We start from the raw sequence: 25,239 nt of genomic DNA, 5'->3' as shown, positions 1-25,239 counted from the left end.
ACTCACGCCAGCCAATCCAGGCTCAACAACAAGCGCCGCTCACCGGCAGGCGTCGGTGGCGAACGGTGGATCAGCCCACCGCCCTCATTGCCCAGCCAACGCTCTCCTTTGAGCAGCGCCACCTCTCCCGCTGCCAGCCGCTGAATGTTATCCACAGGCGGCGGCTCGAACTGCAACCGTGACCGATCCAACCGCCCCTCCTCCAGCCACTCGCTGCCAGCCCCGGCGTAAGTGCTCAACAACCGCAGCGGCACATGGTCCACGTGAAAACGCGGGCACATGGCGCCCTCCAGCACGCGCAAACGCAAGCCGATACGCCGCGCCCCGAGCAAGCAGGTAAAGGCCTCGACCAGCCACACCACATCGGCGACGAAACCCGCATAGCCATGCAGGTCCGAGGCCTCCCTGAGCAGCCCTGGCAGCACCGGGACCTGGTGTTCGTCCACCTCGACCACCCGCTCATCGGCCAGCATCTGGCCCTGGCTCAGCACCAGCCCGGCAAAGTCCTCCACCTGGGCCGGCAGACGGCGCTGCCAGGTCGCCAGGTTGACGTCATCGGCGAGGATCTCGGTCAGCACCCGCGGCGAGTCCGCGAACACCTGGCGGTTGAGCATAGGGCTCATGCCGCCGCTTCCTCATGCCAGGCACCGAACGGGTCAGCCAGGCGCAACCAGCCCATCGGCCCCAGGTCCATTTCTGCATCAGTCAACAGGCAAGCCTCCAGCTCTGTGGATAACTGCGCAAAATCGATGTTCTGCCCAATGAATACCAGCTCCTGGCGGCAATCGCCGGCTTCCACCGTCCACTGCTTGAGGATCGCCGCGGTATTCTCTTCATCCTGCGGCCATTGCTCGCGTGGCACGAACCGCCACCACCGCCCGGCCAGGCCATGGCGCATCATGCCGCCGGCCTGGGACCAGCTGCCGGCCTCCTGGAACTTGCTGGCCAGCCAGAAGAAGCCCTTGGAACGCAGCAACCGGCCATTGCTCCAGGGCCTGTGGATAAAATCGAAGAAGCGCTGCGGATGGAACGGCCGGCGTGCCTGCCAGGTGCTCGCGGCAATGCCGTACTCCTCGGTTTCGGGCACATGCTCGCCGCGCAGCTCCTGCAACCAGCCTGGGGCCTGGGCCGCCTGGTCGAAGTCAAACAGCCCGGTGTCGAGGATCCGCGACAACGCCACCTGGCCCATCACCATCGGCACGATCTGCGCCCGGGCATTGAGGCTGCGCAAAATGGCGATCAACTCCTCGCGCTCGGCCTGGCTGATCAGGTCGATCTTGCTCAGCAGCAGCACATCGGCGAACTCGACCTGCTCGATCAACAGGTCGCTGATCGAACGTTCGTCTTCCTCACCCAAGGTTTCCCCACGGCTGGCGAGGCTGTCGGCGGCCTGATAGTCGCGCAGGAAATTCAGGCCATCGACCACCGTGACCATGGTGTCCAGCCGCGCCATGTCGCTCAGGCTGCGGCCCTGCTCGTCACGGAAGGTGAAGGTTTCGGCCACCGGCAGCGGCTCGGAGATACCGGTCGACTCGATCAGCAGGTAGTCGAAGCGACCTTCACCGGCCAAGCGGGCCACTTCTTCCAGCAGGTCTTCACGCAGGGTGCAGCAGATGCAACCGTTGCTCATCTCCACCAGTTTCTCTTCGGCGCGGTTAAGGCTGACGTTGCGCTGCACCTCGCTGGCGTCGATGTTGATTTCGCTCATGTCGTTGACGATTACCGCGACGCGCAGGTCGTCACGGTTGCGCAGCACATGGTTGAGCAGCGTGCTCTTGCCGGCGCCAAGGAAGCCGGACAGCACGGTGACAGGAAGACGGTTGGGCATGACGGACCTCATCGGGCAGGCGCATTCGAAGCGATGCATTGCATAATGTTATATTATAACAATACAATTTCGCCAAGCCGTATTGCCGAACGGTCGACTGGAGAGCGTCATGAAACTACCTGGCACCGTCGCCTTGCTGTTGCTCGCATTGCCCCTGCAACTCCCTGCCATGCCTCGCAGTGACCTGGCGTTGTGCACACGCAGCGCCACCCTGCTCGCCTGCCAGGACAGCAGGGGCAACTACTACAGTGTGCGCACCGAAGGCAGCACCTTCTACCTGCGCGGTTATGAGGCTGCGAGCAAACGCCTCTGGACACAAACCAACAGTCGTTATGGCGGCCTGACCTTCTTCAGCGGGCTGGCCAGTGATGGTGAAGCCTGGGTCGGTTACAGCCAACGCATCGGCTGGACCACGCGCAATCGGGTCTCCAGCTCCAGCGGCGAACGCTTCAATTTGCACTGCAGCCTCATCGGCGGTTGCCGTTGAACCACCCACAGGATGCTTCCATGACCAGCCTTACCCTTCCCGATGTCGCCGCCCAGAGCAGCCAGCAAGCCCTGCCCCTGGACTGGGTCGGCATGTGCGGCATCGCCCTGCCGCTGTTGATTGATGGGCGCAACGTGACCGCCTACGCCGATGCCGGGGTAAGCCTCGACGATGGCGCCTCGCGGGGCATACATATGTCACGGCTGTACCTGGCCTTGGAGGCGCTTGAACACCAAGCACTGACAGCACGAGGCGTGCACGACATCCTTGGGCAGTTTCTGGCCAGCCATGCCGGCCTGTCGCACAGGGCCTACCTGCGCCTGAGCTTCGATCATCTGCTCAAGCGCCCGGCGCTGGTCAGCCCACTGGCTGGCTGGAAACGCTATCCGGTGAGCCTGGATGCCCGTTTGGAAAATGAAATGTTCCACGTGGAACTATCGGTGCACATCCCCTACTCCTCGACCTGCCCTTGCTCGGCGGCACTGGCCAGGCAACTGATTCAGGCACAGTTCGACAAGGACTTTGCCGATCAGCCGCTGAACCGCGACGAGGTTCGCCAGTGGCTCGGCAGCAGTGGCGGAATTGTCGCCACGCCCCATAGCCAGCGGAGCTTGGCCAAGTTGCAGGTGCGACTTGCCGGGGACGATATCGGGCTCGCGGAGCTGATCGACCAAGCCGAGGCGGCACTGGGTACTGCGGTGCAGACGGCGGTAAAGCGCGCCGATGAACAAGCCTTCGCCCTGGCCAACGGCCAGAACCTGATGTTCTGCGAGGATGCCGCGCGGCGCCTGCACCAGGCGCTGCGCCAGCTGGAGTGGGTACGGGGGTTCAGCGTGCGCGTGGAACATGCAGAGAGCCTGCACGCCCACGATGCGGTGGCCGAGAGTCGTTATGCCTGGCTCGATGGCTCGGCGTAGGCCACTCAGCTTCGGGGTTTGACGGCCCCGCAGTCATTGCCCAACCACACGGCACGGGTGTCCATGCTGCCCTGCTGCTGCACACCGGACGCATTGAAGGTGCCATTGACCTTGGTCAGGAACTCACGATCACTGAGGAAAGTGGCTTGGCCTTGACCCTGGGCTTTCGGGCAACTGAACTGGAACTTCCAGACATTGCCCGTGCGCTCGGTGATCTTCTGCGTGCAGCCCGACTGCGGGTCCTGCAATGGAATGTCATCGGTCTTGACCTGCTCTGGGGTCAGGCAGGAGCGCACACCCTTGCCGCCCACGGTGATGCCCTGCTTGGCCAAGGCGCCCTCCATCATCGCCCGTTGCTCTGGTGGCAGGTTCTTCAACTGCCCGAGCATGAACGCCATGTCCGGCAGTGGCTTGCCATCGACCTGCATGTTGCTGGTGGTCAGCTCCCACAAGCCAGGTTGCAGCATCTGCGCGTGAACCAGCGGGCTGCCCAGGCCGAACATCAGGGCAAGCAGTGGCAGGCGAATCTTCATGGGTCAAAGCTCCAAAAAAATACCGGCTCCGGCCGGACTAGCCGTTAGACGCCAAAATCGCCTGCGGGTTGCAGGAGCCCCCTGGAACGTGGTCTGTTAGCGGCAGTGCTCACGGCAAGCAGGATGCGTATGGATTACCACAGCCCCTACTTCTTCGGTTACGTGCTCGGCCTGATTCACCTGCTCGGCATTGCCGCCGCGCTGCATGCGGTGTTCACCGTGCGCACCGCCCAGGGTGCGATCGCCTGGGCCATGTCCTTGCTGTTCATTCCCTACTTCACCCTGATCCCCTACCTGGTGTTCGGTGCCCGTTCCTTCTATGCCTACATCCAGGCGCGGCGCCAGGCCAACCAGGAAATGCACGTGGCCATGGCCAACCTGAACTGGCGGCCCTGGGTGGAGGAAGCGCTCACCGCCCGCGAGTCGGACAGCTACGCGGCCCTGCGCGCGATGCCCAAGCTGGGCCGCATGCCGTGCCTGGCCAACAACGAGGTGAAGCTGCTGATCGACGGCGAGGCCACCTTCGAGGCGATCTTCTCGGCGATCCGCGCCGCCCGCGACACCGTGCTGGTGCAGTTTTTCATCATCCACGACGACGCCCTGGGGCGAGAGCTGCAACAGCTGCTGCTGCGCAAGGCAGCCGAAGGGGTGCGGGTGTTCGTGCTGTATGACCGGGTCGGCAGCCATGCCCTGCCGGCCAGCTACAGCCAGGCGCTACGCGATGGCGCAGTGCAGATCCAGGCCTTTGCCACGCGCCGAGGCTGGTTCAACCGCTTCCAGGTCAACTTTCGTAACCACCGCAAGATCGTGGTGGTCGATGGCCTGCTGGGTTTCCTCGGTGGGCACAATGTCGGCGACGAATACCTCGGCGCCCATCCAAAGCTGTCGCCATGGCGCGACACCCATGTGCAAATCAGTGGCCCGGTGCTGGCCTGCCTGCAGGAGTCGTTCGCCGAGGACTGGTACTGGGCCACGCGCCAGTTGCCACCGTTGATCCTGCCAGACACCTACCCCGAGGACGGCGTGCTGTGCCAGGCCCTGGCCAGCGGCCCGGCCGACCCCCAGGAAACCTGCGCGCTGTTCTTCCTCGAAGCGATCCATTCGGCCACCCGCCGGGTATGGATCACCAGCCCCTATTTCATCCCCGACGAGGCGATCTTCGCCGCCCTGCGCCTGGCGGTGCTGCGCGGCGTGGATGTGCGCATCCTGATCCCGTCGCGCCCCGACCACCGCATCGTCTACGCCGCCTCCAGCCTGTTCGCCTTCGAAGCCGTCCGCGCCGGGGTGCGCATGTTCAGGTATCAACCAGGCTTCCTGCACCAGAAGGTGGTGCTTGTGGACGACGAAATCAGCGCCATCGGCAGCGCCAACCTGGACAACCGCTCGTTCCGCCTGAATTTCGAGATCACCCTGCTGACCGTGGACCGCGCCTTCGCCGATCAGGTCGAGCAGATGCTGGAGCGGGATTTCGCGCAGGCTCGGGAGATCACCGCGGAGGACAGCCGCGACACGCACCGCCTGCAACAGCTGGGGATGCGCATCGCACGGCTGATTTCACCGATCCTGTAACGGTCAGCGGTAGAGGTCCTCACGGGTCCACGGCAGGTCGTGGTGGCCGTCGGCGTAAGGTTTCACGGCGAGGATCTGGTGCAGGTTGATCCAGCCCTTGGTGAAGGCGTAGGCGCAACCTGCCAGGTACAGGCGCCAGATGCGCAGGGTCTTTTCCGGCACCAGCGCGGCGGCCCGGTGCAGCTGGTTCTCCAGGTTCTCGCTCCAGTGGTTGAGGGTCTTGGCGTAGTGCAGGCGCAGGCTCTCGACGTCGACCACCTCCAGGCCCGCTTCGCAGATCCGCGCGCTGATCATCGAGATATGCGGCAGCTCGCCATGGGGGAACACATAGCGGTCGATGAAGTCACCGGCGCCGCGCCCGACCGGACGGCCATCGACATGCTTGGCGGTGATGCCATGGTTCATCACCAGGCCCCCTTCACGCACCGCGCCGAACAACCGCTGGCAATACAGTTCGAGGTTGGCGTGGCCGACATGTTCGAACATGCCGACGCTGACCACCTTGTCGAAGCGACCGTCCTGGGGCAGGTCGCGATAGTCGAGAACCTGCAGCTCGACCTTGTCGGCCAGGCCCTCCTCCTTGACCCGCTGGCGACCGAGCTTGAGCTGCTCCTTGCTCAGGGTGATGCCGAACACCTTGGCGCCGTACTCGCGGGCGGCAAAACGCGCCAGCCCGCCCCAGCCGCAGCCGACATCGAGCAGGTAGTCACCGGCCTGCACGCGCAGCTTGCGGCACAGGTGGTCGAACTTGTCCTGCTGGGCCTGGGCCAGGGTGTTATCCGGCTCCTTGAAGTAGGCGCAGGAATAGGCCATGTCCGGATCGAGCCACAGTTGATAGAACGCGTTGGACAGGTCGTAGTGGTAGGAAATGGCTTCGGCGTCGGTGGACTTGTCATGGGCGGTGCGGGTTGGCGAGTCTTCCTCTTCATCTGTGAGCAAGGCTTCGCTCAACTCGTCGCAGACCCGGATGACCTCGCCGATATCGCCTTCCAGTTCCAGCTTGCCTTCGACGAAGGCAGAACCCAGTTCATTCAGATTAGGGTGGGTGAGCTGGGCGATCAGTTGGGGTTCCTTGACCAGGATGGTGACCTGCGGGCTGGGCCCCAGGTCGAACTGGTTGCCGTCCCACAGCTTGACGCGCAAAGGTAAGTGCAGGCTCTGCAACGCGGGTGGAAGTTGCGCAAGCATTCATGACCCTCCCTTTCGTTGATACCGGGCGTCACACCTCTTTTGTCGGACGCCACCGGATCAGGGTAGTTCATTCGTAGGAAGTTTCCGTGAAACACGACGATGGTCGAGCCGCTGTGGATCGGGGCAATCAACAGATTGTATACAATCTACCGCTCGCAGATTAACCTTGTGCCCTCTTCGCTTCCTCACACTCTCGGAGTAAAACCCATGAAATCCTATGACGTGGTGATCATCGGCGGCGGCCCCGGCGGCTACAACGCGGCGATTCGTGCCGGCCAGCTGGGCCTGAGCGTGGCCTGCGTCGAGGGGCGTTCTACCCTCGGCGGCACCTGCCTGAACGTCGGCTGCATGCCGTCCAAGGCACTGCTGCACGCCTCCGAGCTGTATGAGGCCGCCAGCGGCGAGGAATTCGCCCACCTGGGGATCGAGGTCAAGCCGACCCTCAACCTGGCCCAGATGATGAAACAGAAAGACCAAAGCGTGACCGGCCTGACCAAGGGCATCGAGTACCTGTTGCGCAAGAACAAGGTCGACTGGGTCAAGGGCTGGGGCCGCCTGGACGGCGTCGGCAAGGTCATCGTCAAGGCCGAGGATGGCAGCGAAACCACCCTGCAGGCCAAGGACATCGTCATCGCCACCGGCTCCGAGCCCACGCCTCTGCCAGGGGTAACCATCGATAACCAGCGCATCATCGACTCCACCGGCGCGCTGTCGTTGCCGCAGGTGCCCAAGCACCTGATCGTGATCGGTGCCGGCGTGATCGGCCTGGAGCTGGGTTCGGTCTGGCGGCGCCTGGGCGCCGAGGTAACGGTGATCGAGTACCTGGACCGCATCTGCCCAGGCACCGACGAGGAAACCGCCAAGACCCTGCAGAAGGCCCTGGCCAAGCAAGGCATGACCTTCAAGCTGGGCAGCAAGGTGACCCAGGCCACGGCCTCGGCCGATGGCGTCAGCCTGGTCCTGGAGCCAGCCGCCGGTGGCACCGCCGAAACCTTGCAAGCCGACTACGTGCTGGTGGCCATCGGTCGCCGCCCGTACACCCAGGGCTTGAACCTGGAAAGCGTCGGATTGGCCACCGACAAGCGCGGCATGCTCGCCAACGACCACCACCGCAGCACGGTGCCCGGGATCTGGGTGATCGGCGACGTCACCTCCGGCCCGATGCTGGCGCACAAGGCCGAGGATGAAGCGGTGTCGTGCATCGAACGCATCGCCGGCAAGCCTCACGAGGTCAACTACAACCTCATCCCGGGCGTCATCTACACCCGCCCGGAACTGGCCAGCGTCGGCAAGACCGAAGAGCAGCTCAAGGCCGAGGGCCGCGCCTACAAGGTCGGCAAGTTCCCCTTCACCGCCAACAGCCGCGCCAAGATCAACCATGAGACCGAAGGCTTCGCCAAGGTCATCGCCGATGCCACGACCGATGAAGTGCTGGGCGTGCACCTGGTCGGCCCAAGCGTGAGCGAGATGATCGGCGAGTTCTGCGTGGCGATGGAGTTCTCGGCCTCGGCCGAGGACATTGCCCTTACCTGCCACCCTCACCCGACCCGCTCCGAGGCCTTGCGCCAGGCGGCAATGAATGTGGATGGCAAGGCAATGCAGATCTGAGCCAAGGCCTCGCACCCCGGTGGCCCTCTACCGCGGTGCTTGTTTCGCCAGCAAGGCTGGCGCCTACCGGGTGAGTAGGCGCCGGCCTTGCTAGCGGTACTGTCAGCCGTGGGCTTGCTGTTTATCCACAGTTTCACGGAAGCGCGACGCCAGGAACGGCGTGATATCCAGCGGCAACGCCTCATTGTGGACAACTTTATCGAGCAACACCCCGGTAATTGCCGAGGTGAGGATCCCGGTACGGAAATGTCCACAGGCGTTGAAATAACCCTCGACATTATCCACAGGCCCAAGGATCGGCAGCTCGTCCGGCGAACCCGGGCGCAAGCCGGCCCAGGTGCGCTTCAGGTTCACCTGCGCCAGCTGCGGCACACAGCGGATCGCGCCCTGCACCAGGCCATTGATCTCCGGGAAGGTGTTGCTGACGTCGAAGCCCTTCTCCTCGGTGGTACTGCCGATCAGGATCTCGCCGTTGTCCTTCTGCGCCATGTAGCAATCGCTGGTGGTGATACAGCCATCGAGCAGCTTGGGCAGGCGCTCGGTCAGCACGATCTGGCCTTTCACCGGTTTCACCGGAATGCTCTCCCCGGTCGCCCACTCGCTCAGTTCCGCTGCCCAGGCGCCAGCGGCATTGATCAATGTGCCGCAATGGAACTCACCGGCCTCGGCGGTACGCACGCCCTTGATCCGTGAGCCTTCATGCAGCACGCCGGTGATGTTCACGTTGGGGTACAGATCGACACCGTTCTGCCGCGCCGCCTCCATGTAGGCATCGCCCAGGCGGAACGGGCTGACCTGGTGATCGCAGAGGAACTCCAGCGCGCCATTGGCTTTGAGGGTCACCGCCGGCTCCGATGCGCGCAGCGCATCACGGTCGAGCCAGCGCACCTGGTCGGCCAGGTGCGGGATCTGCTTGACGATATGCTCGGCGTACAGCTGGTCCTCTTCGTCCTGGATGATGTACTTGAGGCCGGTGCGCTCGAACTTGAAGTCCATGCCATGGCGCTCGATCAGCTCCTGGTGCAGCTGTGGATAAATCGCGTTGGACTGCAAGGCGAAGTCGAAGAAGCATTCCGGCAGGATGTGCGGGGTGCTCGAGTCGACCACCACCGCCGCGCCGTTGGCCTCGCGCTTGCTGCGCGAAGACATCATGCGAAAGAAGATCACCCCGCAACCCAACCCCACCGATTCGCCGATCGCCCACAGCCCGCCGGCCGAGGCGCGGGTGGCATTGCCTGGGCGCTTGCAGTCGATCAGGGCGATCTTCAGGTTGCCGCGCTTGGACAGTTGGTAGGCGCAGGACGCGCCGATCACGCCACCGCCGGCAATGATGATGTCGTAGGTCTTGTTCATGCTCAGGCCTCCGTGCCCAGTTGTTCGAATGCGGAAAATGGAATCGGGTCGACCGGGAAACGCGGACGCAGCCAGCCCACGTCCTTGCGCCCGGTGCTGCTGCGCAAGCGATCACTGCAATAGCCGACGCACATGCGGCCCTGGCAGTCGCCCATGCTCACCCGGGTGCGCATCTTCAGGCTGGCCATGTCCTCGACGCCCTGCTCCAGGGCCAGGTCGATCTGCTCGCGGGTGACGTGCTCGCAACGGCAGATCACCGTGTCGGCCTGCGGCAGCTCGACCTGCGCGGCGCCGCGGGCGGTGTAGCGCTCCACCCCGGAGCGGAAGCGCTTGATCGCCGCCAGCTTGCCCAGGTAGCGCTCACGCAATTCGATGGCCTGCTCGGCATCGAGCTTGCCCATTTGCTGGAGCATCGACACCGCGGCGATTCGCCCGGTGAGCATCGCCGCCTCGCCCCCACGAATCCCGGCCATGTCGCCGGCCAGGTGGATGTTCGGCCGGCTGCTCTGCTGCCAGACGTTGCATTCGGCACGCAGGTAGCCGTCTTCGCTGAAGCCATGTTCCAGGCCCAGCTGCTGGCTGAGCTGGGTACGCGGGATGAAGCCATAGCCAACCGCCAGGGTACGCACCTGCTCGCGCTGGACGCGGGACATGTCCGGTTTCCAGTCCTGGGTGTAGGGCGCGACGCTGACCTCTTGCAGTTCATCCTCGCCGGTGGCGCCCACCACGCCCCAGCCGTAGTGCATGGGGATGCCGTTGAGCTTCATGTAGGCAAGCATGCTCAGGCCATCGAGGAACAGCTGCGGCTTGTTCATCAGCGCCAGGCTTTCCTTGGCGATGCGGTTGAACGAGCAGGCTTCGTACACCCCGGCGACCTTGGCGCCAGCGGCGTGCAGCTGGCAGGCCACCAGCGGCAGCAGCGGCCCGGTACCGGCAATCAAGGTGCTGCCCAGCGGCTTGACCACGCCGCTCTTGATCTGCAACTGCAGGCCTCCGAGCAGGATCACCCCAGGCAGGGTCCAGCCGGGGAACGGCACGTTGCGTTCGTGACAACCGGCGGCCAGCAGCAGGTGCGAGTATTCGATCTCGTGCAGGCGCTCGTCGGCGTCGAGCACCATCAGGCGCTGGTCGTCACCACCGACCACCCGGTGGTTCAAACGCAGGTCGACATGCGCGGCACTCGCCGCGAAATCCTCGTGCAGTTTATTCAGCGCCTTGGTGTAGCGCGGGCCGAGGTAGCCCAGGTCGACACCGGCGCGCAGCGGGCCGCGATAGACCACGCCACCGGGACGGGAAGCCTCGTCGAACAGCAGGCAGTCCACACCATGGTCGGCCAACTCGATGGCCGCGCCCATGCCGGCCGAACCACCGCCGACGATCACTGGACGAAGGCTCATGAATGGGCCTCCTCTTGCACGCGGTTCACCTCGGTCTCGATACGCATGCCGGGCCGCACTACAGTCTGGCAGGCGCGCCGCTTGGGGCGGCCATCGATCTGGACCAGGCAGCAATGGCAGACGCCCATGCCACAGTAGGCACCGCTGAGCTGGCCGTGATCATTGCGCGCCACCTGGCGCAGACCTACCGCGTTGAGCACGCTGAGGACGGTTTCCCCGGCGCTGGCCACCGCCGGCAAGCCATTGACCAGAAGGGTCATTTCGGCGCCTTCCAATGGCTGGATATCGTGCTTTCGTTGCAGCGTCTGCATTTCCTGTCGTCCTTGATGACTGATGGGTCGGGGGACGTTAGGGCAAACACCGGGGGAAAACATTGATCCATGCCGGATACGGCGTACAGAATTTTCCTATAACGACGAGCTTGCGATGAACATCACGGCGCTCGTCAGCTCGTGCAGGCCAGCTTGTCGGGCCGCAGCTCGACGTGGAACAACTCGCCCGCTTCGTCTGCGACATAAAGATGTTTCTGGCGGAGCTTGAACCTGCGCATCGCTTCGAGCATTTGCGGCTCCTTGCAAGCCAGCTGCTCCAGCTGCTGGCTGGCTCGCTCCTGCATCTTCGCCCGGCGCTCCCACGGCAGGTTGGCGCTCAGGCCAACGTGATAGACATAGAGCAAGGTATCCCCCCAGACGAACTCGACCCGCACAAGCTGGGTGACCGCATCGATCTGCCTGGGCAGCGTGCTGTTCACCTGCAGCACCTGCTCTATCCACTGCGCCTGCTGCTCGGCCCGTTGTTTCTCGGCCTTGAGCGCGTAATAGCGGCCGACCACCATGATTACCAGCGTCGCGCCTATCGACAGGTAGAACTTGCGCAGGCTGCGCGGCCTTTTCGGCGCCAGTTTCATCAACATCTTTATTGCTCATCCTGAGAACGAAAAACCCCCGGCTGACCGGGGGTTGTGATTGATACGGCACAACCACTGCCGCAGTGTTACTCCACCGTCACCGACTTGGCCAGGTTGCGCGGCTGGTCGACGTCGGTGCCCTTGAGCACGGCAACGTAGTACGACAGCAACTGCAGCGGGATGGTGTAGAGGATCGGCGCCAGCGCATCGTTGATGTGCGGGACATTGATCACGTGGGTGCCCTCGCCGTTGCTCATGCCAGCCTGCTCGTCGGCAAACACCACCAGCTCACCGCCGCGGGCGCGGACTTCCTGCAGGTTCGACTTGAGCTTTTCCAGCAGCTCGTTGTTCGGCGCCACAGTGACCACCGGCATATCGCTGTCCACCAGCGCCAGCGGGCCGTGCTTGAGCTCGCCGGCCGGGTAGGCTTCGGCGTGGATATAGGAGATTTCCTTGAGCTTGAGCGCACCTTCCATCGCCACCGGGTATTGCGCGCCGCGGCCGAGGAACAGGGTGTGGTGCTTGTCGGCGAACAGCTCGGCGGTCTTCTCGACCACAGCGTCCATGGCCAGGGCTTCACCCAGGCGGGCCGGCAGGCGGCGCAGTTCGTCCACCAGCTCGGCTTCGACGCCGGCAGCCAGGGTGCCGCGCACCTGGCCCAGGGCCAGGGTCAGCAGCATCAGCGATACCAGCTGGGTGGTGAAGGCCTTGGTCGAGGCCACACCGATCTCCGGGCCGGCCAGGGTCAGCAGGGTCAGGTCGGATTCACGCACCAGCGAACTGATACCGACGTTGCAGATCGCCAGGCTGCCAAGGAAACCCAGCTCCTTGGCATTGCGCAGGGCCGCCAGGGTGTCGGCGGTCTCGCCCGACTGGGAAATGGAGACGAACAGGGTGTCTGGCTGCACCACCACCTTGCGGTAGCGGAACTCACTGGCCACTTCCACCTGGCAAGGGATGCCGGCCAGGCTTTCGAGCCAGTAACGGGCGACCATGCCGGCGTGATAGCTGGTGCCGCAGGCGACGATCTGCACGTTGCGCACCTTGGCGAACAGCTCGGCGGCATTCGGGCCGAAGGCCTGGACCATCACGTGGTCCTTGCCCAGGCGGCCTTCGAGGGTGCGTTGTACCACGCTCGGTTGCTCGTGGATCTCCTTGAGCATGAAGTGACGGTACACACCCTTGTCAGCGGCTTCGGCGCCTTCGTGGTACTGCACGGTCTCGCGCTGCACCGGGCGACCGGCCTGGTCCCAGATGCTGACCTGGTCACGGCGGATCTCGGCGATGTCGCCTTCTTCCAGGTACATGAAGCGGTCGGTGACCTGGCGCAGGGCCAACTGGTCGGAGGCCAGGAAGTTCTCACCCAGGCCCAGGCCGATCACCAACGGGCTGCCGCTACGGGCGGCGACCAGGCGGTCAGGCTGGCTGGCGCTGATCACCGCCAGGCCGTAGGCGCCGTGCAGGCGCTTGACCGCAGCCTTGAGCGCGTCGGCCAGGTCCGGGATGCTCTTGAGCAGGTGATGGATCAGGTGGACGATGACCTCGGTGTCGGTCTGCGAACTGAACACGTAACCCAGGCCCTTGAGCTCTTCACGCAGCGCTTCGTGGTTCTCGATGATGCCGTTGTGCACCACCGCCACCTGCTGGCCGGAGAAATGCGGGTGGGCATTGCCCTCGGTCGGTGCGCCATGGGTCGCCCAACGGGTGTGGGCGATGCCCAGTTGCCCGGCCAGCGGCTCGGCGGCCACAGCGGCCTCCAGCTCGCTGACCTTGCCGATGCGGCGGCGGCGCTCAAGCCCGCCCTGCGCGGTCAGCACGGCCAGGCCGGCGCTGTCATAACCGCGGTATTCCAGGCGCTTGAGGCCTTCGATGAGGATGGCTGTGATATTGCGCTCGGCAACGGCACCGACGATTCCACACATATGTTGTTGCTCCTAGCTGATAGCGGCGCAGATAAGGTTGATGCCGCGGGCTTGAATCCGCTCGCGTGCCTCGGCAGGCAGGCGGTCATCGGTAATCAGGGTGTTGACGCTGCCCCAGGGCAGCTCGAGGTTGGGGATCTTGCGGCCGACCTTGTCCGACTCGACCATGACGATCACCTCGCGGGCCACTTCGGCCATGACCCGGCTCAACCCCAGCAGTTCGTTGAAGGTGGTGGTGCCACGCTCCAGGTCGATGCCATCGGCACCGATGAACAGTTGGTCGAAGTCGTATGAGCGTAGTACCTGCTCGGCGACCTGGCCCTGGAACGACTCCGAGTGCGGGTCCCAGGTGCCGCCGGTCATCAGCAGCACCGGCTCGTGCTCTTGTTCGCTGATGGCCCGGGCTACATTGAGCGAGTTGGTCATTACCACCAGGCCTGGCTGGCGCCCGAGCTGCGGGATCATCGCGGCCGTGGTGCTGCCACTGTCGATGATGATGCGCGCGTGTTCGCGGATGCGCCCCACCGCCGCGCGGGCAATGGCCTGCTTGTACAGGGACACCGGCTGGACGTTGTCGCCCAGCAGTTCCTGGGGCATGGTCACCGCGCCGCCGTAGCGGCGCAGCAGCAGGCCGTTGGCTTCCAGGGCGGCGAGGTCCTTGCGAATGGTCACTTCGGAAGTTTCGAAACGCTTGGCCAGGGCGTCGACGCTCACCTCGCCCTGCTCATTGAGCAAGGTGAGGATATTGTGACGACGCTGGGGGGTATTACGTTTCGACATTTCGGTTTTAAGTTTCGATTCGAAAGATAAGTAGTGCAATCAAAACCTAAGATGAACGATTCGTCAAGCTGCCGCTGCGCTGTGGATAGTTTTTCTCTGCCCTGACACGGTTCCTGTAGGAGCGGCCTTGCGTCGCGATGGGGCGCGCAGCGGCCCCAGGTTTCAGCGGCGCCGCATAGATCGCCGGGGCCGCTTCGCGGCCTTCGCGACACAAGGCCGCTCCTACACAAGGGCCGCGGTACGGCACCCAAGAAAAAGCCGGCTTATTCACATAAGCCGGCCTTCGAGCGAAACCGCTGTGGATAACTCAGCTCTTCTTGAGCTTCTCCGGCCGCTTCCAGCCTTCGATATTGCGCTGACGCGCCCGCGCCACGCCCAGCTGCCCGGCCTCGACCGTCTGGGTGATGGTCGAACCCGCCGCAGTGGTGGCCCCGGCCTGGATTTGCACAGGCGCCACCAGCGAGTTGTTGGAGCCGATGAACACGTCCTCGCCCATCACCGTACGGAACTTGTTGGCGCCGTCGTAGTTGCAGGTGATGGTGCCAGCACCGATGTTGCTGCGCGCGCCGATCTCGGCATCGCCCAGATAGCTCAGGTGACCGGCCTTGGCGCCTTCGCCCAGGTGCGCGTTCTTCAGCTCGACGAAGTTACCCACATGGGCACGGGCCTCGAGCACGCTACCCGGACGCAGGCGCGCGAACGGGCCGGCATCGCTGCCCTCGCCCATCACCGCGCCTTCGATATGGCTGTTGGCCTTGATCACCACGCCCTTGCGCAGGGTGCTGTCCTTGATCACGCAGTTCGGGCCGATCTGCACGTCGTCCTCGATGACCACCTGGCCTTCGAGGATCACGTTGATATCGATAAGTACGTCGCGGCCCACGGTCACTTCGCCACGCACATCGAAGCGCGCCGGATCACGCAAGGTCACGCCCAGGGCCATGAGGCGGCGGCCTTCGCGCAGCTGGTAATGGCGCTCGAGCTCGGCCAGCTGGCGGCGGTCGTTGGCGCCCTGCACTTCCATCGGGTCGTGGGGCTGTTCGGTGGCGACCACCAGGCCATCGGCCACGGCCATGGCGATGACATCGGTCAGGTAGTACTCGCCCTGGGCGTTGTTGTTGGACAAGCGCCCCATCCAGTCGGCCAGGCGCGCCGCCGGCATGGCGAGAATGCCGGTGTTGCCTTCCTTGATCGCCTTCTGCGCCTCGCTGGCGTCCTTGTGCTCGACGATCGCCGTGACCTGGCCCTGGGCGTCCCGAACGATTCGGCCATAACCGCTGGGGTCGGCCAGGTTCACCGTCAACAGGCCCAGCTGGCTGGCGCTGACCTTGGCCAGCAGGCGCTGCAGGGTTTCCACCTCGATCAACGGCACATCGCCATACAACACCAGCACGGTGTCGGCGGTAATGGCAGGCAGTGCCTGGGCCACGGCATGGCCGGTGCCCAGTTGCTTGTCCTGCATGACGAAATTCAGGTCGTCCGCAGCCAGGCGCTCGCGCACCCGCTCGGCGCCATGGCCAATGACCACGTGAATGCCCTTGGGCTGCAGTTGGCGCGCGCTGTGGATAACATGACCGAGCATGGAGTTGCCGGCTACCGGGTGCAGCACCTTGGGCAGCGCCGAGCGCATGCGGGTACCTTGGCCGGCGGCGAGGATGACGATATCGAGGGACATTGACTGGCTACCAATCCTGAGCGGTCAGGGACGTGACCAAAAAGGGAATTTTTAGAAAAAGAAAAAGGGTAGCCGAGGCTACCCTTTAACTCAATCGCAGCGAAAGTAAGCGGCCAGGGCCGGATTACTTGCCTTTGCGCAATTGCTGGACAGTACGCAGCTGAGCTGCAGCCTCGGCCAGACGTGCGGCAGCAGCACCGTAGTCGAAGTCCGAGCTTTTCGCGTTCAGAGCATTCTCAGCAGCCTTGAGGGCTTCCTGAGCCTGAGCTTCGTCCAGATCGGCAGCGCGCTGCACGGTGTCGGCAAGAACCTTGACCATGTTCGGCTGCACTTCGAGGAAACCACCGGAGATGTAGAACACCTCACGATCGCCACCTTGCTTGGTCAGCGTGATCGGACCAGGCTTGAGATTGGTGATCAGCGGCGCGTGGCCTGGAGCGATACCCAGATCGCCCAGGTTGCCGTGCGCTACTACCATCTCGACCAGGCCGGAAAAGATCTCTCCTTCCGCGCTGACGATATCGCAATGGACTGTCATAGCCATCTGCTTGCCTCAACCTGATTAGCGCCCCTTGCGGGGCGCCGGGATTACAGTTTCTTGGCTTTCTCGATCGCTTCGTCGATGCTGCCGACCATGTAGAACGCTTGTTCTGGCAGGTGGTCGTAGTCACCTTTGAGGATGCCGCTGAAGCCAGCGATGGTGTCCTTGAGCGAAACGTACTTGCCTGGCGAGCCGGTGAAGACTTCGGCCACGAAGAACGGCTGCGACAGGAAGCGCTGGATCTTACGAGCGCGGGCAACCAGTTGCTTGTCGGCTTCGGACAGTTCGTCCATACCCAGGATCGCGATGATGTCCTTCAGCTCTTTGTAGCGCTGCAGAACATACTGAACGCCACGAGCGGTCTCGTAGTGCTCGGTGCCGATCACGTTCGGGTCCAGCTGGCGCGAAGTCGAGTCCAGTGGGTCGACCGCTGGGTAGATACCCAGGGAAGCGATGTCACGGGACAGAACGACAGTGGCGTCCAAGTGGGCGAAGGTGGTCGCTGGCGACGGGTCGGTCAGGTCGTCCGCAGGTACGTATACGGCCTGGACGGAGGTGATCGAACCTTCCTTGGTCGAAGTGATACGCTCTTGCAGAACGCCCATCTCTTCGGCCAGGGTCGGCTGGTAACCTACTGCCGAAGGCATACGGCCCAGCAGTGCGGATACTTCGGTACCGGCCAGGGTGTAACGATAGATGTTGTCGACGAACAGCAGAACGTCGTTACCTTCGTCACGGAACTTCTCAGCCATGGTCAGGCCGGTCAGCGCTACGCGCAGACGGTTTCCTGGTGGCTCGTTCATCTGACCGTAGACCAGCGCTACCTTGTCGAGAACGTTGGAGTCCTTCATCTCGTGGTAGAAGTCGTTACCCTCACGAGTACGCTCACCCACACCAGCGAACACGGAATAACCGCTGTGTTCCATGGCGATGTTACGGATCAGTTCCATCATGTTCACGGTCTTGCCGACGCCGGCACCACCGAACAGACCAACCTTACCACCCTTGGCGAACGGGCAGACCAGGTCGATAACCTTGATGCCGGTTTCCAGCAGGTCGTTGCCGCCTGCCTGGTCCGAGAACGAAGGCGCTGGCTGGTGGATACCGCGACGCTCTTCTTCGCCGATCGGGCCGGCTTCGTCGATCGGGTTGCCCAGGACGTCCATGATACGGCCCAGGGTTGCCTTGCCGACAGGTACCGAGATGGCAGCCTTGGTGTCGACGACATCCAGACCGCGCTTCAGACCTTCGGTCGAGCCCATCGCAATGGTACGAACCACGCCGTCGCCCAGCTGCTGCTGAACTTCCAGGGTGGTTTCCGCGCCTTGTACTTTCAGCGCGTTGTAAACACTCGGCACGGCATCACGTGGGAATTCCACGTCGATGACGGCGCCGATGATTTGAACGATACGTCCGCTACTCATAGCTGGATCCTCTGAATTTTTGAACCGTTAAACCGCGGCAGCGCCGCCGACGATTTCCGAGATCTCCTGGGTGATCGCAGCCTGACGCGCCTTGTTGTAGATCAACTGAAGCTCTTTGATCAAATCACCGGCGTTGTCTGTGGCGTTCTTCATGGCGATCATCCGGGCCGCTTGTTCAGCAGCGTTGTTCTCGACCACCGCCTGGTACACCTGCGACTCCACGTAACGCACCATCAAGCCGTCCAGCAGCTCTTTTGCGTCGGGTTCGTACAGGTAGTCCCAGTGGTGCTTGAGTTCCTGATCCGGGGTTGCCACCAACGGTACCAACTGCTCTACCGTCGGTTTTTGGGTCATGGTGTTGATGAACTTGTTCGAAACCACCGAGAGGCGATCGATACGGCCGTCCAGGTAGGCGTCCAGCATCACTTTGACGGAGCCGATCAGATCATTGATCGATGGCTCTTCGCCCAGGTGGCTGATCGCGGCTACGACGTTGCCGCCAAAGATGCGGAAGAAAGTCGCACCCTTGCTGCCGATCACGCACAGGTCGATTTCAACGCCCTGTTCGCGGTTTTCGTTCATGTCCTTGACCAGGGCCTTGAACAGGTTGGTATTCAAGCCACCGCACAGACCACGGTCACTGCTCACCACGATATAACCGGCGCGCTTTACAGGGCGCTCGATCATGAACGGGTGGCGGTATTCCGGGTTGGCGTTGGCCAGATGACCGATCACCTGGCGGATACGCTCCGCGTAAGGACGGCTAGCAGCCATGCGCATTTGTGCCTTGCGCATCTTGCTGACCGCCACTTTCTCCATGGCGCTGGTAATTTTTTGCGTGCTTTTGATGCTCGCAATCTTACTGCGAATCTCTTTTGCGCCTGCCATGTATCACCTATCAGGTTAGCAAGCGGGGGCCGGGGCCCCCGCTGCGGCTTACCAGGTCTGGGTGGCCTTGAACTTCTCGATACCGGCTTTCATGCCAGCGTCGATTTCGTCGTTGAAGTCACCCTTCACGTTGATCTTGGCCATCAGTTCGGCGTGATCACGGTTGAAGTAGGCAATCAGCGCTTGCTCGAAGCTGCCAACCTTGGAGACTTCTACGTCGGTCAGGAAACCACGCTCAGCGGCGTACAGCGACAGAGCCATGTCGGCGATCGACATTGGCGCGTACTGCTTCTGCTTCATCAGCTCGGTAACGCGCTGACCATGCTCCAGCTGCTTGCGGGTAGCCTCGTCCAGGTCCGAAGCGAACTGGGCGAAGGCCGCCAGTTCACGGTACTGGGCCAGGGCGGTACGGATACCACCGGACAGCTTCTTGATGATCTTGGTCTGGGCGGCACCACCAACACGGGATACCGACACACCGGCGTTAACGGCAGGACGGATGCCTGCGTTGAACATGGCCGATTCCAGGAAGATCTGACCGTCGGTGATCGAGATCACGTTGGTCGGAACGAACGCGGAAACGTCGCCAGCCTGGGTTTCGATGATCGGCAGAGCGGTCAGCGAGCCAGTCTTGCCAGTTACGGCACCGTTGGTGAACTTCTCGACGTACTCTTCGGAAACGCGCGATGCACGCTCCAGCAGACGGGAGTGGAGATAGAACACGTCGCCTGGGTACGCTTCACGTCCTGGTGGACGGCGCAGCAGCAGGGAGATCTGACGGTAGGCAACGGCCTGCTTGGACAGGTCATCGTAAACGATCAGGGCGTCTTCGCCGCGGTCACGGAAGAACTCGCCCATGGTGCAGCCGGCGTAAGGCGCCAGGAACTGCAGTGCGGCGGATTCCGAAGCACTGGCAACGACCACGATGGTGTTGGCCAGGGCGCCGGCTTCTTCCAGCTTGCGAACGATGTTGGCAACGGTGGAACGCTTCTGGCCGACTGCAACATAAACACAGAAAATACCGGAGTCTTTCTGGTTGATGATGGCGTCGATGGCCATGGCGGTCTTGCCGATCTGACGGTCACCGATGATCAGCTCGCGCTGGCCACGGCCGACAGGGATCATGGCGTCGACGGACTTGTAGCCAGTCTGTACAGGCTGGTCTACCGACTTACGCCAGATCACGCCTGGAGCGACTTTCTCGACCGCGTCGGTCTGGGTGTTGCCCAGAGGACCTTTGCCGTCGATCGGGTTACCCAGTGCGTCGACGACGCGACCCAGCAGTTCCTTACCAACCGGAACTTCCAGGATGCGACCGGTGCACTTGGCGCTCATGCCTTCGGCGAGGGTGTCATAGGCACCCAGGATCACTGCACCTACGGAGTCTTGCTCCAGGTTCAGGGCCATGCCGAATACGCTGCCAGGGAACTCGATCATTTCGCCGTACATGACGTCGGCCAGACCGTGGATCCGCACGATGCCGTCGGAAACCGAAACGACGGTACCTTCGTTACGGGCTTGGGAGCCGACATCGAGGTTGTCGATGCGGCCCTTGATGATTTCACTAATTTCGGAAGGATTGAGTTGCTGCATTGCTCTGCTGCCCCTTCAAACTCAAGATTTCAAGGCTTCGGCCAGTTTCGCGATTTTCCCGCGAACCGAACCGTCGATTACCAGGTCGCCAGCGCGGATGACGACGCCGCCGATCAGGCTGGCATCCTCCGACGCGTGCAGGCGCACTTCCTGGCCTAACCGTGCACTGAGAACCTTGGCGAGTTTGTCTTGCTGTTCTTGGTTCAACGCAAAAGCACTGGTGACTTCCACGTCCACGGACTTCTCTTGCTCGGCCTTGTACAGGTCGAACAGAGTCGAAATCTCCGGCAGAAGCAGGAGACGTTCGTTTTCCGCGGCAACATGAATGAAATTCTGTGCCTTGGCGTCAAACTTGTCACCGCACACTTCAATGAATGCGGCGGCCTTTTCTGCGCTAGTCAGTTGCGGGGCCTTGAGCAGGCGCTGCATGGTGTCGTCTTGCGACACCGCAGCAGCCAGGCCGAGCATGGCTGACCAATTGGCCAGTTGCTGATGGGCCTGGGCATGCTCGAAGGCAGCCTTAGCGTAAGGTCGGGCCAACGTGGTCAGTTCTGCCATGATCGCCCTCGCTTAAATTTCAGCGGCCAGTTTGTTAACCAGCTCCGCATGCGCGTTTTGATCGATTGTGGCGCCAAGGATCTTTTCAGCACCGCCAACGGCCAGGGCACCCACTTGGGCACGCAGGGCGTCTTTGACGCTGTTCAGTTCCTGTTCGATCTCGGCTTGAGCCTGAGCCTTCACACGGTCAGCTTCGACGCGGGCCTGTTCACGGGCTTCCTCGACAAGCTGAGCAGCGCGTTTCTTGCTTTGCTCAATGATTTCGGCTGCCTGTGCCTTCGCTTCACGCAGTTGCTGACCCGCTTTCTCTTGGGCCAGCTCCAGGTCGCGAGCTGCGCGGTTGGCAGCGTCCAAGCCGTCGGCAATCTTCTTTTGACGCTCTTGCAGAGCAGTGATGACCGGAGGCCATACGTACTTCATGCAGAAGAGTACAAAAATCAGGAAAGCAACGGATTGGCCAATCAGGGTTGCATTAATGTTCACGCCAACACCTCGCTCGGTCTTTGTTCATCACAGCAATCAACTCGTAAAAAACGAGTGATTAGCCGGCGATCTGACCAACGAAGGGGTTTGCGAAGGTGAAGAACAGAGCGATACCAACACCGATCATGGTCACGGCGTCGAGCAGGCCGGCAACGATGAACATTTTGACCTGCAGCATCGGAACCATTTCTGGCTGGCGAGCAGCGCCTTCCAGGAATTTGCCGCCCAGCAGGCCGAAACCAATGGCGGTACCCAGAGCACCCAGGCCGATCAGCAGAGCAACAGCGATAGCGGTCAGACCAACTACAGTTTCCATCTTTCCTCCCGACTTTTACGTCGTATTGGTTAGGTTTTTAGTTTGAAGCGGTAAAACAAATCGTTTGGTACAGCATGCCCTTGCGGACTTTTTAAGCCCTCCCCCCAAACCGGCGGGGAAGGCTATCAGACACGCCAGGCGGTCTTAATGGTTATCTTCGTGGGCCATCGACAGGTAGACGATGGTCAGCATCATGAAGATGAAAGCTTGCAGGGTGATGATCAGGATGTGGAACACTGCCCACGCCCACTGCAGCACGATACCCAGGCCGCTGAGCCACAGGATACCGGCGCCGAACATCACCGCGATCAGGATGAACACCAGCTCGCCGGCGTACATGTTGCCGAACAGACGCAGTGCCAGCGAGATCGGCTTGGCGATCAGGGTGACGAATTCGAGCAGGAAGTTGACCGGAATCAGCAGGATCTGCACGAAGATGTTCTTGCTGCCGAACGGGTGCAGGGTCAGCTCGCCGATGAAGCCGCCCAGGCCCTTGACCTTGATGCTGTAGAAGATGATCAGGGCGAATACGCTGAAGGCCATGGCCAGGGTCGCGTTCGGGTCGGTGGTCGACACGGCGCGGAACGGAATGTGTGGATCACCGGAGATCAGGATGGCCAGCTGCGGAATCCAGTCGACCGGTACCAGGTCGATGGCGTTCATCAGGAACACCCAGACGAAAATGGTCAGCGCCAGTGGGGCGATCACCGGGCTACGGCCGTGGAAGGAGTCCTTCACGCTGCCGTTGACGAAGTCCACCAGCACTTCCACGAAGTTCTGCAGACCGCTCGGTTGCCCGGAAGTCGCCTTCTTGGCCGCCATGCGGAAGATGAACAGGAAGATCAGACCCAGCGCAACGGACCAGCCCAGGGTGTCCAGGTGGAACGCCCAGAAGCCCATTGCCTTGGCTTCTGCAGCCGAATGGGCGAAGCCCCAGCTGCCGTCTGGTAGTTGACCGTAGGTCAGGTTCTGCAAGTGGTGCTGGATATAACCCGAAGCGGTTTCTTCTGCCATGGTTGCCTCAAACGCCCTAAGGTCTCGAAAGTCTTTTATTCATCAGCAGGGGCGCGAACCAGCTGACCAAAAGGGTCAGCACGAAGACGCCGAATACTGCCAACGGCGCCAATGGCTTCACTCCTGCGAAGGTCAGTGCAAACAGCACTGCCGTCAAAATCATCTTGCCTGCCTCGCCTGCGTAGAACGACTTGACGATGGCCTGCGCCGCCCGGGCTCCGCTGAAGCGAAAAGCCTTCCAGGCGAAATACACATTGGGCAGCCAGGCAATCAAACCTCCGCAAAGGCCTGAATATCCACTGACCACCCCTTTCCACTGCCACAACACCAAGGTTGCCAGCAGCAGCACGACAAATTGAGCCAGCAGAACCGGGAAAACCGCCCAGCGATGGAAAGGCAGGCGGTTTGGCGTGCGGATTTCCATCACAACTGCTCCTCGAAAGTCGACCGCCTCGTCAGCAATGACTTGGCATAATTTGTGCCGACAAAATGCGCGCAGAGTATAGGGGTGGATTAACCCCTATTCAACTCTTCGGTAGTGATTTCCGACTGCGCGCTACAACGGGAATTGTTTCAGCGGATGTGAGCAAGCACGCCTTGCAACTCGTCGAGCGAGTTATAGCGGATAACCAACTGGCCCTTGCCCTTGTTGCCATGGCGGATTTGCACCGCGGAGCCCAGGCGCTCTGCCAGACGCTGCTCGAGACGCGCGATGTCCGGATCAGGTTTGCTCGATTCGACCGGCTCAGGTTTGCCGTTGAGCCACTGGCGCACCAGTGCCTCGGTCTGGCGCACGGTGAGGCCGCGTGCGACAACATGACGCGCCCCTTCTTCCTGGCGATCTTCCCCAAGGCCGAGCAAGGCGCGGGCGTGGCCCATCTCCAGGTCGCCGTGGGCGAGCATGGTCTTGATCGCCTCGGGCAGCGAAATCAGGCGCAGCAAGTTGGCCACGGTCACCCGCGACTTGCCGACGGCATCGGCCACTTGCTGCTGGGTCAGCTCGAACTCTTGCTGCAGGCGCTGCAAGGCCAGGGCTTCTTCCAGCGGGTTGAGGTCCTCGCGCTGGATGTTCTCGATCAGCGCCATGGCGATGGCGGCTTCGTCGGGCACTTCGCGGACCATGGCCGGGACGGTGTCCAGCCCGGCCTGCTGGGTGGCGCGCCAGCGCCGCTCACCGGCGATGATCTCGTAGCGGTTGTCGCCGATCGGGCGGACCACGATCGGTTGCATGACGCCGTGCAGACGGATCGAGTGCGCCAGTTCCTCGAGCGCCTCGGGGTCCATGTCCCGACGCGGCTGGTACTTGCCGCGCTGGATCAGCTCGACCGGCAGCTGTTGCAGTTCCTTCTGGTCGATCTTGACAGCCTGCGCTTCCAGCGCGCTGACGGAAGGACCACTGAGCAGTGCATCCAACCCACGTCCGAGACCGCGTTTCTTGATGGCCATGCGGATTCCTTAAGTTGTTTGTGCAGTGCGTGATGGACGGCGCTGGCGGCGTACCAGTTCCCCGGCCAGGGCCAGGTAGGCCAGGGCGCCGCGGGACTGCTTGTCGTAGGCCAGTGCCGGCATGCCGAAGCTCGGCGCCTCGGCCAGGCGGATGTTGCGCGGGATCACCGTGTCGTACAGCTGGTCGCCGAAGTGCTCCTTGAGCTGCGCCGAAACATCGTTGTTCAGGCTCAGGCGCGGGTCGTACATGGTCCGCAGCAGGCCCTCGATCTTCAGCGCCGGGTTCAACCGGGCGGCGATGCGCTTGATGTTATCCACAAGGTCGCTCAAGCCTTCCAGCGCGTAGTACTCGCACTGCATGGGGATGATCACGCCATCGGAGGCGACCAGGGCGTTGAGCGTCAGCATCGACAGCGACGGCGGGCAATCGATGAGGATGTAGTCGTAGTTCTCGCGGATCGGCGCCAGCGCGTTGCGCAGGCGGCTCTCCTTCATCTGCATCTCGAGCAGCACCACCTCGGCGGCGGTGAGGTCGCGGTTGGCCGGCAGCAGCTGGAAGCCGCCATGCTCGGAATAGTGCATGGCCTGGGCCAGGTCGCATTCCCCGATCAGCAGGTCGTACACCGAATGCTCGAGCTCGTGTTTATCCACACCGCTGCCCATGGTGGCGTTGCCCTGTGGATCGAGGTCGATCAGCAGCACGCGACGCTTGGTCGCGGCCAGCGATGCGGCGAGATTGATGCAGGTGGTGGTCTTGCCCACACCACCCTTCTGGTTCGCGATTGCGAATACCTTAGCCATTGTTGCGT

The 25,239-nt window shown here is 62.4% G+C and carries 26 protein-coding genes; 4 read left to right on the top strand and 22 right to left on the bottom strand.

All coding sequences use genetic code 11. The features are described from left to right. Nucleotides 1-2 precede the first annotated feature (2 nt). Both KSS95_RS03275 and zigA read right to left on the bottom strand, forming a co-directional pair. Nucleotides 3-623: a DUF1826 domain-containing protein gene (locus KSS95_RS03275; RefSeq protein ID WP_437179569.1), complete on the bottom strand. Its 621-nt coding sequence runs from the start codon at nt 621-623 to the stop codon at nt 3-5. Beyond that, the gene (gene zigA, locus KSS95_RS03270; protein WP_217851638.1) at nt 620-1,828 is read right to left on the bottom strand and encodes a zinc metallochaperone GTPase ZigA; all 1,209 of its coding nucleotides are present in this window, start codon (nt 1,826-1,828) and stop codon (nt 620-622) included. Before zigA ends, KSS95_RS03275 begins: the two co-directional genes overlap by 4 nt. Before the next feature lie 109 nt (nt 1,829-1,937). On the opposite strand from zigA, the gene KSS95_RS03265 reads away from it, so the two are divergent. Beyond that, nucleotides 1,938-2,315 carry a glutamine synthetase gene (locus KSS95_RS03265; RefSeq protein ID WP_217851636.1) on the top strand — a complete coding sequence of 126 codons (378 nt, stop codon included), beginning with the start codon at nt 1,938-1,940 and terminating at the stop codon, nt 2,313-2,315. 20 nt (nt 2,316-2,335) lie between these two features. Then, a complete protein-coding gene (gene folE2 / locus KSS95_RS03260) occupies nt 2,336-3,232 on the top strand; it encodes a GTP cyclohydrolase FolE2 (RefSeq protein WP_217851634.1) in 897 nt (298 codons plus the stop codon). Nucleotides 3,233-3,237: 5 nt separating this feature from the next. Here folE2 and KSS95_RS03255 read toward each other — a convergent pair whose 3' ends face one another. Next, on the bottom strand, nt 3,238-3,765 hold the full coding sequence (locus KSS95_RS03255) for a DUF3617 domain-containing protein (protein WP_217851632.1): 528 nt from the start codon (nt 3,763-3,765) through the stop codon (nt 3,238-3,240). A 129-nt stretch (nt 3,766-3,894) separates the two neighbouring features. Between KSS95_RS03255 and cls the strand changes: the two genes are divergently transcribed. Continuing rightward, on the top strand, nt 3,895-5,334 hold the full coding sequence (cls, locus tag KSS95_RS03250) for a cardiolipin synthase (protein WP_217851630.1): 1,440 nt from the start codon (nt 3,895-3,897) through the stop codon (nt 5,332-5,334). Nucleotides 5,335-5,337: 3 nt separating this feature from the next. Here the strand turns inward: cls and cfaB are convergent, their stop codons facing one another. Continuing rightward, nucleotides 5,338-6,522 (bottom strand): C17 cyclopropane fatty acid synthase CfaB, encoded by a 1,185-nt coding sequence (cfaB, locus tag KSS95_RS03245; RefSeq protein ID WP_217851628.1) that lies wholly within the window; start codon nt 6,520-6,522, stop codon nt 5,338-5,340. Nucleotides 6,523-6,732: 210 nt separating this feature from the next. On the opposite strand from cfaB, the gene lpdA reads away from it, so the two are divergent. Further along, on the top strand, nt 6,733-8,133 hold the full coding sequence (gene lpdA, locus KSS95_RS03240; RefSeq protein WP_217851626.1) for a dihydrolipoyl dehydrogenase: 1,401 nt from the start codon (nt 6,733-6,735) through the stop codon (nt 8,131-8,133). A 102-nt stretch (nt 8,134-8,235) separates the two neighbouring features. Here the strand turns inward: lpdA and hcnC are convergent, their stop codons facing one another. The 18 genes from hcnC to KSS95_RS03150 form a co-directional block, all read right to left on the bottom strand. After that, a complete protein-coding gene (gene hcnC, locus KSS95_RS03235; protein WP_217851624.1) occupies nt 8,236-9,486 on the bottom strand; it encodes a cyanide-forming glycine dehydrogenase subunit HcnC in 1,251 nt (416 codons plus the stop codon). A gap of 2 nt (nt 9,487-9,488) precedes the next feature. Next, nucleotides 9,489-10,883 (bottom strand): cyanide-forming glycine dehydrogenase subunit HcnB, encoded by a 1,395-nt coding sequence (gene hcnB, locus KSS95_RS03230; protein ID WP_134689126.1) that lies wholly within the window; start codon nt 10,881-10,883, stop codon nt 9,489-9,491. After that, a complete protein-coding gene (gene hcnA, locus KSS95_RS03225) occupies nt 10,880-11,194 on the bottom strand; it encodes a cyanide-forming glycine dehydrogenase subunit HcnA (protein ID WP_217851622.1) in 315 nt (104 codons plus the stop codon). The genes hcnB and hcnA overlap by 4 nt, the downstream gene beginning before the upstream one ends. 134 nt (nt 11,195-11,328) lie before the next feature. Then, a complete protein-coding gene (locus tag KSS95_RS03220; RefSeq protein WP_217851621.1) occupies nt 11,329-11,796 on the bottom strand; it encodes a hypothetical protein in 468 nt (155 codons plus the stop codon). Between the two features lie 80 nt (nt 11,797-11,876). Further along, nucleotides 11,877-13,712 carry a glutamine--fructose-6-phosphate transaminase (isomerizing) gene (gene glmS, locus KSS95_RS03215; RefSeq protein ID WP_217851619.1) on the bottom strand — a complete coding sequence of 612 codons (1,836 nt, stop codon included), beginning with the start codon at nt 13,710-13,712 and terminating at the stop codon, nt 11,877-11,879. Between the two features lie 12 nt (nt 13,713-13,724). Continuing rightward, nucleotides 13,725-14,492 carry a DeoR/GlpR family DNA-binding transcription regulator gene (locus KSS95_RS03210; protein WP_217851617.1) on the bottom strand — a complete coding sequence of 256 codons (768 nt, stop codon included), beginning with the start codon at nt 14,490-14,492 and terminating at the stop codon, nt 13,725-13,727. A 307-nt stretch (nt 14,493-14,799) separates the two neighbouring features. Continuing rightward, nucleotides 14,800-16,167, bottom strand: coding sequence for a bifunctional UDP-N-acetylglucosamine diphosphorylase/glucosamine-1-phosphate N-acetyltransferase GlmU (gene glmU, locus KSS95_RS03205; RefSeq protein WP_217851615.1), 1,368 nt, complete (start codon nt 16,165-16,167; stop codon nt 14,800-14,802). A 124-nt stretch (nt 16,168-16,291) separates the two neighbouring features. After that, nucleotides 16,292-16,711, bottom strand: coding sequence for a F0F1 ATP synthase subunit epsilon (locus KSS95_RS03200; protein WP_011536500.1), 420 nt, complete (start codon nt 16,709-16,711; stop codon nt 16,292-16,294). Nucleotides 16,712-16,755: 44 nt separating this feature from the next. Next, the gene (gene atpD / locus KSS95_RS03195) at nt 16,756-18,132 is read right to left on the bottom strand and encodes a F0F1 ATP synthase subunit beta (protein WP_028690019.1); all 1,377 of its coding nucleotides are present in this window, start codon (nt 18,130-18,132) and stop codon (nt 16,756-16,758) included. A gap of 27 nt (nt 18,133-18,159) precedes the next feature. Beyond that, a complete protein-coding gene (atpG, locus tag KSS95_RS03190; RefSeq protein WP_028690020.1) occupies nt 18,160-19,020 on the bottom strand; it encodes a F0F1 ATP synthase subunit gamma in 861 nt (286 codons plus the stop codon). Nucleotides 19,021-19,068: 48 nt separating this feature from the next. Next, nucleotides 19,069-20,613 carry a F0F1 ATP synthase subunit alpha gene (atpA, locus tag KSS95_RS03185; protein ID WP_038707082.1) on the bottom strand — a complete coding sequence of 515 codons (1,545 nt, stop codon included), beginning with the start codon at nt 20,611-20,613 and terminating at the stop codon, nt 19,069-19,071. 21 nt (nt 20,614-20,634) lie between these two features. Beyond that, nucleotides 20,635-21,171, bottom strand: coding sequence for a F0F1 ATP synthase subunit delta (locus KSS95_RS03180; protein ID WP_023628561.1), 537 nt, complete (start codon nt 21,169-21,171; stop codon nt 20,635-20,637). Nucleotides 21,172-21,183: 12 nt separating this feature from the next. Continuing rightward, nucleotides 21,184-21,654: a F0F1 ATP synthase subunit B gene (locus tag KSS95_RS03175; protein WP_023383136.1), complete on the bottom strand. Its 471-nt coding sequence runs from the start codon at nt 21,652-21,654 to the stop codon at nt 21,184-21,186. Nucleotides 21,655-21,712: 58 nt separating this feature from the next. Further along, the gene (atpE, locus tag KSS95_RS03170; RefSeq protein WP_003097235.1) at nt 21,713-21,970 is read right to left on the bottom strand and encodes a F0F1 ATP synthase subunit C; all 258 of its coding nucleotides are present in this window, start codon (nt 21,968-21,970) and stop codon (nt 21,713-21,715) included. 144 nt (nt 21,971-22,114) lie between these two features. Continuing rightward, a complete protein-coding gene (gene atpB, locus KSS95_RS03165) occupies nt 22,115-22,984 on the bottom strand; it encodes a F0F1 ATP synthase subunit A (RefSeq protein ID WP_134689120.1) in 870 nt (289 codons plus the stop codon). A 16-nt stretch (nt 22,985-23,000) separates the two neighbouring features. After that, a complete protein-coding gene (locus KSS95_RS03160) occupies nt 23,001-23,408 on the bottom strand; it encodes a F0F1 ATP synthase subunit I (protein ID WP_011536507.1) in 408 nt (135 codons plus the stop codon). Between the two features lie 149 nt (nt 23,409-23,557). Continuing rightward, nucleotides 23,558-24,430 carry a ParB/RepB/Spo0J family partition protein gene (locus KSS95_RS03155; RefSeq protein WP_134689119.1) on the bottom strand — a complete coding sequence of 291 codons (873 nt, stop codon included), beginning with the start codon at nt 24,428-24,430 and terminating at the stop codon, nt 23,558-23,560. Between the two features lie 9 nt (nt 24,431-24,439). Then, on the bottom strand, nt 24,440-25,231 hold the full coding sequence (locus tag KSS95_RS03150) for a ParA family protein (protein WP_217851613.1): 792 nt from the start codon (nt 25,229-25,231) through the stop codon (nt 24,440-24,442). Between the last annotated feature and the right edge of the window lie 8 nt (nt 25,232-25,239).

This window comes from Pseudomonas muyukensis (assembly GCF_019139535.1).
GTDB lineage: Bacteria > Pseudomonadota > Gammaproteobacteria > Pseudomonadales > Pseudomonadaceae > Aquipseudomonas > Aquipseudomonas muyukensis.
The sequence above is the reverse complement of the archived record's forward strand: the minus strand, read 5'-3'. Positions and strand labels throughout refer to the sequence as shown.